Genomic DNA, 14,545 nt, shown 5'->3' with positions numbered 1-14,545 from the left:
GGAGCAAGCTAAAATGGGACTATACTCATTTTAGTGTTCTTAAGTTCAATTACTCAGTCAAACTTTAATTATGCATATATCAACACATGATTTAATTTAATATGTTCATTACAGTTTTATAAAGTTTTGGTGTTTTGTTGAATAGTGAAAATAGTACAATCCACTTAAATTCGTTACTAGGGCTATTAGAGTATTTTTTTGATACGTTAATAGCTTTATTTTTGATTAAGTTTATTGTCTCATTATCATTTGAAATATTATTTATACATCCGAAGTAAAGATCTATGATTGACCACATATACCATTTTAAAGTTTTAGCATACAAGTTATCATCTTTTAATTTATTCATGAATTCTACTTTTTCATCAAATACATCTAACATACATAATCTTTTTTTATCAAATTTAGCATTCATTATGCTATCTGGGGTATTTCTATAGTAGTATAGCTTTTTGCTTGTATAGACTAATTTCTCAGATGTAAACAATAGTTTATACATTATAGCTTCATCTTCAAATATTCTCATATTAGGAAATCTTATTTCATTAAATAGTGATTTTTTATAAATTTTATTCCAAAGTACCACTGTTGAAACATACATTTCATTATATAAATTGTTTAATGATTCTATATTATTGAAAGATTTTATTACTTCTTTATCATCATTTGTAATTTTTTTATCTTCATTTTCTACTTTTATATAATTGCATTGTGAAATATCTGCATTGTGTTCTTTTGCTAAATTGAATAGTGTTTCAAACATGTTAGGTTCAATCCAATCATCACTATCAACAAAAGCTATAAATTCACCTTGTGCTATATCTAAACCAGCGTTTCTCGCTGTACTAGCGCCACCATTTTTTTTATGAATGACTTTTATTCTATTATCATTTAGAGCTAGCTCATCGCAAATTTTTCCACTATTGTCAGGGGAACCATCATCTACTAATATTAATTCAAAGTTTTCTAAAGTTTGATTTAATATACTTATAATAGATTTATTTAAGTAATCTTCAGCTTTATATATTGGCATAATAATACTTATTAAAACTTCAGAGTTTTTAATATCATTATTTAAGGTTTTATTGTTTTTATTCATATTTTATTATCTCCATTATTTCTTAAGTATTGATTCTTAAACTATTTTATCATTATATACATTATTATGTTAGTATAAAATTCACTTTTTATTGCTCTTATGTTCTCATTTTGTTGACATAAGTCAATTTTGATAATAACATTAAAATGAATGCTGAAATAGGCATTATATTTTATTCTTTAGGAATTTATAAAAATCTTAAATCTGATGATAATTTCTAGAATACAGTGTTTTAAAGGTATGATGAGTACCTCTAAAGAATAAAAAATAATCATATGCCGCACCATTATTCCTGCACTGCGTTTGGAAAGGGTGCATGGCTAAAAAAATCGATGGCTCTAAAGTCGCCTTGGCGATTTTGTTCTTAAGTACATCGAGAAGGTGGCAAAAATGAGTAATATAGATGATATATCAAAAGAAAATTATCAAAATAAAGATAACGATGAAGAATATGAAAATTTAAGTTTAAAAGATGCTCAAATGTTGATGGTTAGTATTTTAAAGGATGTTCATAAGATATGTGAAAAACATGGACTTAAATATTTTTTAGATGCAGGAACTTTATTAGGAGCAGTTAGGCATAAAGGATTTATTCCATGGGATGATGATATGGATATTGGAATGCTTAGAGCTGATTATGAAAAATTTCTTAAAATAGCTAAGGAAGAATTACCTGACCATTTATTTTTACAAACATTTGAAAGTGATAAATATTATGATATTTACCAAGTACCCTGTAAAGTTAGATATAATGGTACAATGCTTATTGAAGAAGCAATTGGTGAAAATGAAAAAATGCATAATGGTGTATATATAGATGTATTCCCTTATGATGGTTTACCAAAGCATAATTTTGTTTATAAACTTCAACGAGCAATAAGTGGAAATATATTAAAAAGTTTTGTTAGGTTAAGAGATATCCCTGAAAAATTAACTTTCAAAAATAAGATTACATTTTCTTTTTATAGAGTAATAACAAAAATATTTACAGCTAAAAGAAGAAGAAAGTTCTTTGGAGCTTTAGTTAAATGGAATGATAAAAATTCAAAACATATGGGATATGGTGTTGATACTGCATGGAGTGAATATGTCTATAAAAAAGATGATTATTTTGATTTGATTAAATTAGAATTTGAAGGTGAACGTTTTTATGGACCTAAAAATGCAGATGCAATTTTGACTGAGCTTTATGGTGATTATATGACATTACCTAAAGAAGAAGAGCGCGTATGGCATGCAAAAGAAATAAAAAAGCTTAAGAATATTTAAGTAAAAGTATTTAAATTTGCAATTTGAATTATACTATTATTATAAAGTTTATTGGTGGACTTTATAGTAGATAGCTATAGGGTAAACATTGCATATAATCCTCAATATTAGTATAATTCAAATAGTAAAAAATAAGAATATTTAAAAAGTAAGAAAAAAGTAAGAAATTTTAAATAAAAGATTCTAAAAAGTCATGTAGAATCTATTATAATAAATAAAGGGAGAGAATAATTTTGTTTAAAGTATCTATAATTACTCCTGTTTATAATGTAGAAGAGTGTATTGAAAAAAGTATAAAGTCTGTTATAAATCAAACTTGTAAGGAGTTTGAATTTTTGCTTATAGATGATGGATCAAAAGATAAAAGTATTGAAATAGCAAAATCATTATTAGAAAGCTCAGATATAAACTTTAAGATTATAACTCAAGAAAATGCAGGAGTCAGTTGTGCTAGAAATAGGGGAATAAACATAGCTAGTGGAGAGTATATAACATTTTTAGATAGTGATGATTATATTGATTCTAGATTTGTTGAGCTTATGTATGAAAAAGCAAAGGAAACTGGATGTGATGTTGTATTTTGTGACTATAGTGAAGTAGATAGCAATGGAAATGTATTAGTTAAGAATAGAACTAATTATTTAGATAATTTCATATCTGGTAAAGAGGCAGCACTTTTGCAGTTGAAGGATGAAATAACCATTGGTATGAGAAGTGCTATATATAAAAATTCTGTTATTCAAAATAATAATTTATTATTTGATACGAATAGAAAATATGGAGAAGATATGGTTTTTGTTGTAAAGGCATTAATATATTCAAATAAAGTTATAAGTGTGAATGAAATACTAGCTTTTTATGTAATATGGGGAAATTCTGTAACGCAAAATGTATCTTTAAAGCATCTTGATTGCTATTATTCATATATAGATTTATTAAATTATGTGAAAAAAGATAATAACTTAAAAGAAATAGAAAATTTCTTATCAGAATTTAAAATACAATACTCAATATCGCATGTTTTTTCAATTTTAGGTAAAGATGCAAATTTTCATGAGGATTTATTTAAATTTTTAAATGAAAATGATGTTAAGTCATATCTAAAACATTATAAAATTCAAAAGTTTGATAAAAATAATATAAGATACTTAATTCAATGTAGTGGCATGAGATTTTGTCCAAAGCTACTAATAAATGTATTAAATAAAATGAGGTAATCAAAATAGAGTCTTACTTGCTATAAAGTGTAGCAAGAATCTCTCCAGGTAGGAGGAAACTATAATGAGAAATTGGAAGACATTGATAATTATGATAATTGATATATTTATGGTAAATATGGCGTACCTTTTTGCTATAAATATAACTTTAAGTGAAAGGTTCACGGAAATTGCTAAGATATATACACAAGATGTTATAGCTGTAAGCTTAATATATCTAGTATGTTTTTATTTATTTAAGATGTATGAAAGTTTGTGGCATTTAACAGGAACAGATGAATTTCTATTAGGTGTTGGAGGATCGATTTTAGCGGGAATATTATCAATTGGATATACTAGATTTTGGGGTTCTGTTATCCCATTAAATGTTTCAGTTGTAGGGATTCTTTTAAGTATTTTCTTTGTGTTAGGCTATAGAATTTTATACAGAGTATATAGAAGAACGCTTTTGTACATACCATTTAAATATTCATCAGATCAAAGAAGAGTAATGATTGTTGGTGCTGGCTCAGCAGGAACTATGATTATTAATGAAATGATGGCAAGAAGAGAATTAAAATATAATCCTATAGTTCTTATTGATGATGATAAAGAAAAACTTGGAAGAAGAATTTCAGGTGTAAAGATAGTAGGAAATAGATATGATATACCATGTGTAGCAGGAGAACAGGAAATAGATATGATATTAATAGCAATTCCTTCTCTTGATTCAAAAAATAAAGCAGAAATTATTGATATCTGTAAAAAAACTAATTGCAAGCTTCAAATAATACCAGGTATGTATGAAATATTAAGTGGTGAAGCCAATGTTAGTAGAATTAAAGATGTGGATTTAGAAGATTTATTAGGAAGAGATCCTATAGTATTAGACAATAAAGGTATTTCAGATTATATACAAGAAAAAACAATATTAGTTACTGGAGCAGGTGGATCAATAGGCTCTGAACTTTGCAGACAAATAGCAGTATATAATCCTAAAAGACTTATATTATTTGATATATATGAAAATAATATATATGATATTCAAAATGAATTAAAAGAAGAGTTCCCGGATATGAATCTTACTGTTTTAATTGGTTCAATAAGAGACAGACAAAGATTACATGAGGTGTTTAATAAACATAAAATAAATGTTGTATTCCATGCAGCAGCGCATAAGCATGTACCATTAATGGAAGACAGTCCTAAAGAAGCCGTTAAGAATAATGTTTTTGGAACATTAAATTTAGCTACTGAAGCAAGTAAAGCTAATATAGATAGATTTGTAATGATTTCCACTGATAAAGCTGTTAATCCAACCAATATAATGGGAGCAACTAAAAGATTATGTGAAATGATTGTTCAAGCTATGGATAAACAATCGAAAACTGAATTTGTTGCTGTTAGATTTGGAAATGTTCTTGGCAGTAATGGATCAGTAATTCCATTATTTAAAAAACAAATAGCTAATGGTGGTCCAGTTACTCTTACTCATAAAAAAATAGTTAGATATTTTATGTTGATTCCAGAAGCAGCTCAATTAGTACTTCAAGCTGGTGCATTTGCTAAGGGGGGAGAAGTATTTGTACTAGACATGGGGAAACCTGTTAAAATTTATGATTTAGCTTGCGATCTTATAAGACTTTCAGGTTTTGAACCTAATAGAGACATTAAAATAGTTGTCACTGGACTTAGACCAGGGGAAAAATTATATGAAGAACTTTTAATGAGTGAAGAAGGCTTAAAGGATACTGAGCATAAAAAGATATATGTTGGAAAACCAACTTTTGAAGATATGGACACATTAAATTATAAACTTGAACAATTACGTAAGTTGTTGGAATTAAACGATATAAATGAAATTAAACATCAAATGCAGACTATTGTTCCAACATATCATTACAAAAACGAGGATGAAGTTGCAGCAGAAAATGCTGATAAGGAGTAATTATGAGTAGAGAAGATAAGACTAGAATTATATTTATAACACTGATATCGATAATTGCTATTATTTTTGGAGTAGCTAATGGAAATTATATAATACCTATTATGTATATAATAACTTTAGTTATATCATCATACATAGTGCAAGAAAAAGATATATATAATCAAATGTATGCAGTACTTTTAGTGTCGGCATTCTATGATTATTCACTTTATGTACCAGGCATTGAAAGTGTATATATGTTTCATGTAGTATTAGGTGTGTTTACCCTAATGTCACTATATAAACTAATAAAAGATAGAGATGTTATAAGACATATAGATAAGAAAATTTTAAGCATATATGTTATATGGTTTGTTTATATGTGTGCAACTGTTTTTTGGGCAATGAGTAAAAGCCTATCTATTAAATATATAGCAATATATTTAATGATGTTTGCATTTATATTTAACATGATGGTTTATAATATTAATAAAGATAGACTTAAGAAAACGGTAAATTTATTATTATTTTTGATATCATTAATTGCTGTAATAGCATTTATAGAAGTAATATTAGGAAAGCAATTACCAATTAAGCATTATGCTGATGCTTTTATGGAAGCATTACCTCAAAAAGATCAAAACCAAATAAATGCAAGACCAATGGCGTTTTCATTTAATCCTAATAATTTAGCTGCTACTCTTGCTATATTATCACCACTTTCCTTTTACGCAATTTATAGATGTAAAAATGTTCTGAGTAAAATATGGTATGTGGCAATATCAACTATAGTATTTATATTAATAGGTACAACAACATCAAGAACTGGATTTTTTTCAGCGGTATTTGGAGTGGGAGTTTTCTTAATTTACTCAATATTTAATATTAAGAAAATTGGATTTAAGAATATAATTTATCCTATTATATTATGTATTACTCTTGTGTTATCGTATAATTATAGTTATCTTGTTATGAATATTAAGCCAGTTGATGGAGAAGAAATAGTAGAGAATGGACTTAATAATAAGATGCAAAGTTTAGAAGATATAGAAATACAGCAAGGTGGAGAAGGATCTCTAAATGTAAGATTCACAATAATAAATGATGTATTAAGAGATACTATAATAGAAAAAAATTACCTAGGATATGGTGTGGGAAATGTAGAACAGTTTATTAAAAATCAAGGTAATACCGGAAACATATATAGTCCACACTGTTATGCTATTGAAATATTAGGTGACTTCGGATTACCTGGAGTAGCATTATATGGAATATACTATTTATATCTTCTTATTGGAAATATAATTGTTGGAATAAAAAAGAAAAGTATGGCATGTTTTGCAGCAGTAACTGGACTTATTGCATTTGCTCCAGCAAGCTTTGGACCAAGCTCAATAACTTATGTATTTTCATATTGGATACTTATAGGTTTTGCAGTATCATGTATGCAAGTTTATAAAAGAAGTAATAATGAATATACTCCTACATCAGAGATGAAGGAATTTCATTTTTAGAATATATGAAAAAAGGACTGCTATAGGCAGTCTTTTTTAGTTCTACAGGGATTTATAGAAAAAATACTAATAAAATCTAAGTTAAGTAAATATTAGTTGAGAATTGATAGTTGAAAGTTGAAAGTTTAGGAAAAAAAATTTTAATAGAATTTAAAAAATACATATTTTTTAGAAAGTCTTTAAGACTTTTAACCAAAACTCTCAACTCTTCACTTTCAACTAAAAAACGTGGCATAAAGCCACGTTTTCATTATTTCTTATAGTTTTGAATTATATCTGTTATTTTTGAAGAAGTATCTCCATCACCAAATGCAGATGCAGGAGTACCAGTTGGATTAAACTTTTCAATAGCATTTAAAATTTTGTTAGAATCACTTCCAACAATAACATTCCAACCATTTTCTACAGTTTCAATCCATTCAGTTTCATCCCTCATAGTTATACAAGGTTTCTTTAAGAAATAAGCTTCTTTTTGAACTCCACCACTATCAGTTACAATCTTAGCAGAATTTTCTTGAAGAGAAATCATTTCTAAATATCCTACTGGATCAATTATTTTAATATTGTCTCCTACATGTAGATTGTATTCACTAATGAATTTCTTTGTTCTTGGATGAAGAGGTAATATTATTTTTTTACCACATTCACTTAATGCTTTTATTATTGAAGTAAGTCTTTCTAGACTATTTGTATTTTCAGCACGATGTATTGTTGAAAGTATGTAGCTATTTGGTGCTAAATCTAAAGTTTCAGTAATATTAGATATTTCTTTAGCTTTTTCTTTAAATAAGTTTATAGCATCATACATTACATCACCAGCATTATAAACACCCTTTGTAATATTTTCTGTAGCTAAATTTTTAACTGCAGTTAATGTAGGTGCAAATAATAAATCAGAGATATGATCTGTTAAGATTCTATTTTGTTCTTCTGGCATTGCTTTATTAAAACTTCTAAGTCCAGCTTCAACATGTGCTACTGGAATTAATAATTTACTAGCGCATAATGAACCAGCAAGAGTTGAATTAGTATCTCCATATACTAAAACCATATCAGGCTTTTCTTTTAGGTATATATCTTCAAGTGCACATAACATGCTTCCAGTTTGATTTCCATGATTTGAAGAACCAATATTTAAATTATAATCAGGTTTTGGAATACCTAATTCTTCAAAAAATATATCAGACATATTATTATCATAATGTTGACCAGTATGTACTAATATTTCACTATTTCCATTTTTTCTAATTTTATTTGAGACTGTTGCGGCTTTTATAAACTGTGGTCTAGCTCCGATTACAGTTAGTACTTTCATATAGTACGCCTCCTTAAGATTTAAATAATTGTTTTCATGAGTATTATTTTAGCATATTGGTACTATTAATCAAACTTAAATTATAATTAATTATAGATGATTGTAGAAAACTGAGAGTAGAGAATAGATGAAAAAATTTTTTTGTGAAATCTAGAATATATATTTTAATAAAGTCAGTGGCTTTTAACTATATTTTTCAAAAAATATATCCGACATATTATTATCATAGTGTTGACCAGTATGTATTAATATTTCACTGATTGCTCAGTGTCAATTAGCAACTATCAATGTGAACAAGCGTGAGTTGAAATGAATAATTTGCTATGTTATTCTTAAACTATTACAACGATGGAGGGAAAATAATGAAAAACTGTTTAGTTCTTTTAACTAAAGTCTTTCCTTTTGATAAAGGAGAAGAATTTATTGAAGATGAAATACCAATGCTTTCAAAAGCTTTTGATAAAATAATTCTTATAGCTACTAGTACTGCAGATAATGCAATACAAACTAGGGAGGTTCCTGAAAATTTTGAAGTACATAGAATTAAAGCATCAGGAATAAAGCGTAAGTTACCCATGAATGCAATGAAATTTTTCCCGTTTTCAAAGTATAAAGGATATGTTTTAAAAGAGGAAAGCAACGAAGTTAAGGGATCATTAAAAAGAAGAGGTTACTTAACATACTTTTTGGCTAAGGCAGAGAGTGTATACAAAGAATGTGAGAATATTCTTATGAGTTCTGATATAAAGAGTTATGATAAAAAGACATTTTATAGTTACTGGTTATATGATATAGCATATGTAGTTATAAAATTAAAAGAAAAGTTTGGAAATAAAACTAGTAAAGTAGTGAGCCGTACACATAGATATGATCTTTATGCTGATAAAAATTCATTGAATTATTTACCACTTAGATATCATTTGCTTGAAAATTTAGATAAGGTATATCCATGTTCTGATGATGGTAGTAATTATTTGAAAGATTTATATCCAGCTTATAAGGAGAAAATAAAAACAGCTTATCTTGGAACTAGAAATTATGGTATATCTAATTCATCAAACGATGGTATATATAGAATAGTTAGTTGTTGCCATGTGTCACCTGTTAAAAGAATTGATTTATTAGCAAAATCATTAGCTACATTAAAAGACTCTGGATTAAAATTAAAATGGATACATTTTGGTGCAGGGGATGGACTAGAGGAAGTAAAAGAGTATTCAAAAGAAAACTTAAGTTTTATGGATGTAGATTTTAAAGGCTCAGTAAAGAATGAGGAATTGATGAATTATTATTCAAATAATCCAGTTGATTTATTTGTAAATACAAGTAGTTCAGAAGGTTTACCTGTAAGTATTATGGAAGCTTGTTCATTTGGAATTCCAACTATAGCTACTGATGTTGGAGGAACTAGCGAGATAGTAAGAAATGAAGAAACAGGATTTTTATTAGATGTTAATTTTAAACTAGAGGAATGTGGAAATAAGATTAGAGCAATGGCAGAACTTTCTGATGAAGAAAAGCAAGAATTTAGAGAGAAATGTCGTGAAATATGGTTAGAAAATTTCTGTGGTGAGAAGAATTTCGAAAATTTTTCGAGAGAGATACAACCATAATAAGACAAGTAGATTTGTAGATGTATTAAAATATATAGGTTATAACATGGTTATTTTATATTTTGGTAGGATAAAAATATGAATAACCATGTTTCGTTTTCTTTATTAAGAAAGCCGGTAGCTTTAAAACACAATTGTTTATTGTCAACTGTAAATTATTAATTTAACATATCTAATCTACTTTTATTATTTAACTTAAAAAGCTTATAAAAACTATTGACTTTAGTATCGGATAGAACTACAATGGTTACAACGGGAGTGATAAAAATGAAAATAAGCAGTAGATTTTCTGTAGCAGTTCATATTTTATCTATATTATCTATGGAAGATAGCAATTTATGTACTTCTGAATGGATAGCAGGTAGTGTAAATACTAATCCAGTTGTTATACGAAGAGTAATGGGAATGTTAAAGAGAGCTGGTTTAGTTAATGTTATAGCAGGTGCTGGTGGAGCTTATTTATTAAAGGAGTTAGACAAAATAACATTGCTAGATGTATACAGAGCTGTGGAGGTCGTGAAAGAAGGAGAATTATTTCAATTTCATGAATCACCAAATATAAATTGTCCTATTGGTGCAAATATTCAAGGTGTGCTTGAAGGTGTACTATTAAGTGCTCAAGAAGCTATGGAACAAGTATTAGGAAATGTAACAATGGAATATATAGTTAAAGGCATAAGAAAAAAAATTGAAAAGTAAATCAATTTTTTTACAATAGATGTAACTTTGATGGTTACAACTATTAATAATTTTATAAATTGTTGCAAATTAATACTTACTATAGAAAACAAATTTTTTTGAAAATGTTGTAACTATATCAATTACAACGAAAATAAGGAGGTTATTAAAATGACATTAAATATTAAAGTATATTCTGATTTTGTTTGTCCATTTTGTTTTTTAGGAGAGGAGACTTTAAGCCAGGCTGTAAAAAGAAAGGATGTAAATATTCAATGGATGCCATTTGAATTAAGACCCGAGCCATCACCTAGAATTGATCCTTGGAAGGATTCTTCAAAATTAAATTCATGGAATAATTTTATTGAACCAATGGCAAAAAAATTAGGGATAGATATGAAATTACCAAAGCTTTCACCTCACCCATATACTAATTTAGCTTTTGAAGGATATCATTATGCAGTTGAGTTTGGAAAAGGAAATGAATATGTTGAAAGAGTTTTTAAGGGTTTCTTTGAGGAAGAACTAGATATTGGAAAAGTTGAAATATTATCTAAGTTAGCTGAAGAAATAGGTTTAAATAAAGAAAAATTTAGTGAAATTTTAAACACTAGAAAATATAAAGATAAGCAGGAAGAAGTATTGAAGCAGGCTTATGAAGAAAGTAATATTACAGCAGTGCCTACAATGTTTATAGGTGACGAAGTAGTACAAGGTATTACATCAAAAGAAAATTTAGAAGAAATAATAAAAAGACAATTGTTAAAAAATAATTAATTTTATAAATGGAAGGAAGATATATTATGAAAATTGCTTTAATTGGTTCAACAGGAAATGCGGGAAAGGTAATCTTAAAGGAGGCTCTAAATAGGGGGCATGAGGTTATTGCTATTGCAAGAGACAAATCAAAGATAAAAGATACTAATGAAAAATTAACTGTTTTACAAGGGGATATTTTAAAATTAGATACATTAGAAAATAAATTAGATGGAGTAGATGTTTTAGTTAGCGCTTTTGGGCCTAAATTTGGACAAGAGAATACACTAATAGAAGCAACTAATAATTTAATAAGTTTGGTTAAAAAGTCAGGTGTTAATAGACTTGTAGCAATGGGTGGAGCTGGAAGTTTAAAAGTTGAAAGTGGTATTGAATTAGTTCAGACAGAAGGATTCCCTGAAGATTGGAAACCAATAGCATTAGCTCATTCAAAGTCTTTAGATATATATAGAAATGAAAAGGAAATAAATTGGACATATTTAAGTCCAGCCGCATTAATAGGATCAGGAATAAGAACTGGAAAATACTCAGTTGGAGATGAATATTTGGTTGTAGATGAAAAAGGAAAAAGTGAAATTTCTTTTGAAGATTTTGCAGTCGCTATTATTGATGAAATTGAAACTCCTAAACATATAAAAAATAGATTTACAGTAGCATATAAGTAAAATAAAAATACTATGATTCAAATACTATAAGCAGAAATTTATATAAAAAAATTTGGTTTATATGATTCTAACAACATATTATTAATAACAGATACTTCTTTACTATAAAAGATTATAAATGTGTTAACTTAATTAAAAAATATATTATATGTTGCAAATTAAAATCTATAATAATAGAGTAAATATCTACTTGATTTATTCAAGATTTCTTATTGCAACATATAATATATATAATTTTTTATTTTATACTTAAGTGTAAATAGTATAATTCGATAATTTATATAAATAGGTTTGTTAATTTTAGGGGAGTTTTGCGAAAAATATATATGTTACAAATAGGATTACGGGAGTGATAAGAATGTTGAAAAAGCTATCTTTTAAAATGAAATTATTAATTACGATTTTACCTGTTGTGATAATTGGAATGTCAATTTTGAGTTTTACAACATTTTATCAATTTAGGAAAAATATTGAGAATGAACTTATCAATAATAAATTAGAGGAGGGAAAAAAACTAACTGAGAATATAAACACTTGGCTAGAAGGCAAACTATTAGAAGTAAGAAGTTCTGCTAATACACCTACAGCAAAACTAATAGAAACAGATATTTCGGCTGTAGATAATTTTAATGCAGAAAGAATTAAATTTTTAGAAAAAAATTATCCAGGAGAATATGATAATGCAGCAGCAACTTTATTTAATAATGATGGTAAATCAAGGGCTCAATATTCAAATGGAAATTTTGTAAATGGTGATGTGTCAGAAAAAGTATGGTACAAGAATTTAATGAGTGGAGTGCCATATAATATATCTAATCCAGTAGTATCAAAGGGAACTGGTAAAACTTTGGTTGTAATAGGTGTCCCAATTAATAATGAATCAGAGCAAACAATAGGAACAATGATATCTGCTGTCAATCTTTTGCATATTCAAGAAAAGGTTAAGGAATTTAAATTTGGTGAAAAAGGATATAGTTTGTTAATAGGAAATGATGGAACTATTCTTGGACATCCAGATGAGTCATTAGTAATGAAAACAAAAATATCAGAAATACAAGATGAAAATATACAATCATTAGGAAAAGAAATGATGGAAAAAGAATCTGGTGTATTTAGATTTGGAAATGGAGATAATAAATCAATTGTATTTTACAATAAAGTTCCATTATCAGGCTGGAGTGTAGCAAGTGTTGTATCTGAAAAAGAATTATTTGCTTCTTCAAATAGGTTAATGACAATTTTGCTTTTTATAACAATAGCAATTGTATTTATTATTGCACTTGTAATTGCATTTGTAGCAAAACAAATGACATTGCCATTAACTAAATTGTCTGATTTCGCAGAAGAAATTGCATTAGGAAATCTTACAAATGAATTAGAAATTCATGGACAAGATGAAATTTCTAAGGTAACAAAAGGATTAAACAATACAGTTTCAAAGCTTAAGGAAATGATAGGTGACATAAGTAGTTCAGCTGATGAGGTTATGGTAGTATCTAATAGTTTAGCGTCAGCAACAAGTGAATCATTAAAGGGAAGTGAAGATGTTTCACGAAGTATGCAAGAAATAGCAACAGGTGCTGTATCTCAAGCAGAAGGAGCAAGTAAAGCATCTATTGTAACAGGAGAATTAGTTGAAGATATAAATGAAGTATTTAAAAAGTGTAACTATATGATAAACATAGTAGAAAAATCAAGTGATATGAGTATCACAGTTTCACAGGGAGTTAAAGAAGCTGTAGATAGTATAAAGAATATAGCTACAACTAATAAACATAATGTTGAAGAAATACAAAATTTATTAGAGCAATCTAGAGAAATTGGACAAATTGTAGATGTAATAAGTGGTATAGCTGAACAAACTAATCTTTTATCACTTAATGCAGCCATTGAAGCAGCTAGAGCAGGTGAACAAGGTAGAGGATTTGCTATAGTTGCAGATGAAGTAAGAAAACTAGCAGAACAATCAAGTAATTCTTCAAAAAGAATAGCAGAACTTATTAGCGGGGTTCAAAAACAAATTGAAATCATATCAAGTAAAATGGATGCTGGAACAAGTGAAGTTATGCATGGAGTTAAAATGGCAACATTAGTTGGTAATGATTTTGAAGAAATAGAAAAAGCATTTAATGAAGTTAATAGTATTGTATCAGATGTATCACAGGCCACTAATAGAATGGAAAAGAAAGTGAATGTAACAGCTGATATTATAAATAATGTTGCAGCCGTAACTGAAGAGAATGCAGCATCTACAGAAGAGGTTACTGCATCAAATGAAGAGCAAACTGCTTTTATGCATCAAATTGTAGAATCAACTTATACATTGGAAGAATTAGTTAAAAAACTTAACAATACAGTAGAAAAGTTTAAATTATCATAGACTTAAAAGTGAATCATATGTTAAAAGCTTATAATCTTATAAAATAAAGATTGTAAGCTTTTTATTGTGTGCCCAGCATGGGCACGTACTAATCGGTGAAAGTCCGTAATGG

General features: G+C 27.6%; 11 protein-coding genes. 9 read left to right on the top strand and 2 right to left on the bottom strand.

All coding sequences use genetic code 11. The features are described 5' to 3' along the window. Positions 1-91: 91 nt before the first annotated feature. Positions 92-1,099, bottom strand: coding sequence for a glycosyltransferase (locus RYM86_RS17745; RefSeq protein WP_315082147.1), 1,008 nt, complete (start codon positions 1,097-1,099; stop codon positions 92-94). A gap of 390 nt (positions 1,100-1,489) precedes the next feature. On the opposite strand from RYM86_RS17745, the gene RYM86_RS17740 reads away from it, so the two are divergent. The 4 genes from RYM86_RS17740 (at position 1,490) to RYM86_RS17725 (ending at position 7,005) form a co-directional block, all read left to right on the top strand. Next, complete coding sequence (locus tag RYM86_RS17740) at positions 1,490-2,368, top strand: LicD family protein (RefSeq protein ID WP_315082145.1); 879 nt, start codon at positions 1,490-1,492, stop codon at positions 2,366-2,368. 233 nt (positions 2,369-2,601) lie between these two features. Beyond that, a complete protein-coding gene (locus RYM86_RS17735; RefSeq protein ID WP_315082144.1) occupies positions 2,602-3,585 on the top strand; it encodes a glycosyltransferase in 984 nt (327 codons plus the stop codon). 64 nt (positions 3,586-3,649) lie between these two features. Further along, entirely contained in the window at positions 3,650-5,512 is a 1,863-nt protein-coding gene (locus tag RYM86_RS17730; protein WP_315082143.1) for a nucleoside-diphosphate sugar epimerase/dehydratase, read from the top strand. 2 nt (positions 5,513-5,514) lie between these two features. After that, positions 5,515-7,005 carry an O-antigen ligase family protein gene (locus RYM86_RS17725; protein WP_315082142.1) on the top strand — a complete coding sequence of 497 codons (1,491 nt, stop codon included), beginning with the start codon at positions 5,515-5,517 and terminating at the stop codon, positions 7,003-7,005. 250 nt (positions 7,006-7,255) lie between these two features. Here RYM86_RS17725 and wecB read toward each other — a convergent pair whose 3' ends face one another. Beyond that, complete coding sequence (wecB, locus tag RYM86_RS17720) at positions 7,256-8,320, bottom strand: non-hydrolyzing UDP-N-acetylglucosamine 2-epimerase (protein WP_315082141.1); 1,065 nt, start codon at positions 8,318-8,320, stop codon at positions 7,256-7,258. A 362-nt stretch (positions 8,321-8,682) separates the two neighbouring features. On the opposite strand from wecB, the gene RYM86_RS17715 reads away from it, so the two are divergent. From RYM86_RS17715 to RYM86_RS17695, 5 genes are all read left to right on the top strand, one after another. Continuing rightward, positions 8,683-9,933 (top strand): glycosyltransferase, encoded by a 1,251-nt coding sequence (locus tag RYM86_RS17715; protein WP_315082140.1) that lies wholly within the window; start codon positions 8,683-8,685, stop codon positions 9,931-9,933. A gap of 267 nt (positions 9,934-10,200) precedes the next feature. Continuing rightward, positions 10,201-10,632 (top strand): Rrf2 family transcriptional regulator, encoded by a 432-nt coding sequence (locus RYM86_RS17710; RefSeq protein WP_315082139.1) that lies wholly within the window; start codon positions 10,201-10,203, stop codon positions 10,630-10,632. Positions 10,633-10,782: 150 nt separating this feature from the next. Continuing rightward, positions 10,783-11,388: a DsbA family protein gene (locus RYM86_RS17705; RefSeq protein ID WP_315082137.1), complete on the top strand. Its 606-nt coding sequence runs from the start codon at positions 10,783-10,785 to the stop codon at positions 11,386-11,388. 26 nt (positions 11,389-11,414) lie between these two features. Continuing rightward, on the top strand, positions 11,415-12,053 hold the full coding sequence (locus RYM86_RS17700) for an NAD(P)-dependent oxidoreductase (protein ID WP_315082136.1): 639 nt from the start codon (positions 11,415-11,417) through the stop codon (positions 12,051-12,053). Positions 12,054-12,414: 361 nt separating this feature from the next. After that, positions 12,415-14,433 carry a methyl-accepting chemotaxis protein gene (locus RYM86_RS17695; protein ID WP_315082148.1) on the top strand — a complete coding sequence of 673 codons (2,019 nt, stop codon included), beginning with the start codon at positions 12,415-12,417 and terminating at the stop codon, positions 14,431-14,433. Positions 14,434-14,545 lie beyond the last annotated feature (112 nt).

This window comes from uncultured Clostridium sp. (assembly GCF_963527835.1).
Classification (GTDB): Bacteria; Bacillota; Clostridia; order Clostridiales; family Clostridiaceae; genus Clostridium.
The sequence above is the reverse complement of the archived record's forward strand: the minus strand, read 5'-3'. Positions and strand labels throughout refer to the sequence as shown.

Bases quoted from the DNA above. Each gene is read 5' to 3' on its own strand.
- wecB (WP_315082141.1), bottom strand. From the start codon at position 8,320: ATGAAAGTACTAACTGTAATCGGAGCTAGACCACAGTTTATAAAAGCC.
- RYM86_RS17730 (WP_315082143.1), top strand. From the start codon at position 3,650: ATGAGAAATTGGAAGACATTGATAATTATGATAATTGATATATTTATG.
- RYM86_RS17710 (WP_315082139.1), top strand. From the start codon at position 10,201: ATGAAAATAAGCAGTAGATTTTCTGTAGCAGTTCATATTTTATCTATA.
- RYM86_RS17740 (WP_315082145.1), top strand. From the start codon at position 1,490: ATGAGTAATATAGATGATATATCAAAAGAAAATTATCAAAATAAAGAT.
- RYM86_RS17745 (WP_315082147.1), bottom strand. From the start codon at position 1,099: ATGAATAAAAACAATAAAACCTTAAATAATGATATTAAAAACTCTGAA.
- RYM86_RS17715 (WP_315082140.1), top strand. From the start codon at position 8,683: ATGAAAAACTGTTTAGTTCTTTTAACTAAAGTCTTTCCTTTTGATAAA.
- RYM86_RS17700 (WP_315082136.1), top strand. From the start codon at position 11,415: ATGAAAATTGCTTTAATTGGTTCAACAGGAAATGCGGGAAAGGTAATC.
- RYM86_RS17725 (WP_315082142.1), top strand. From the start codon at position 5,515: ATGAGTAGAGAAGATAAGACTAGAATTATATTTATAACACTGATATCG.
- RYM86_RS17705 (WP_315082137.1), top strand. From the start codon at position 10,783: ATGACATTAAATATTAAAGTATATTCTGATTTTGTTTGTCCATTTTGT.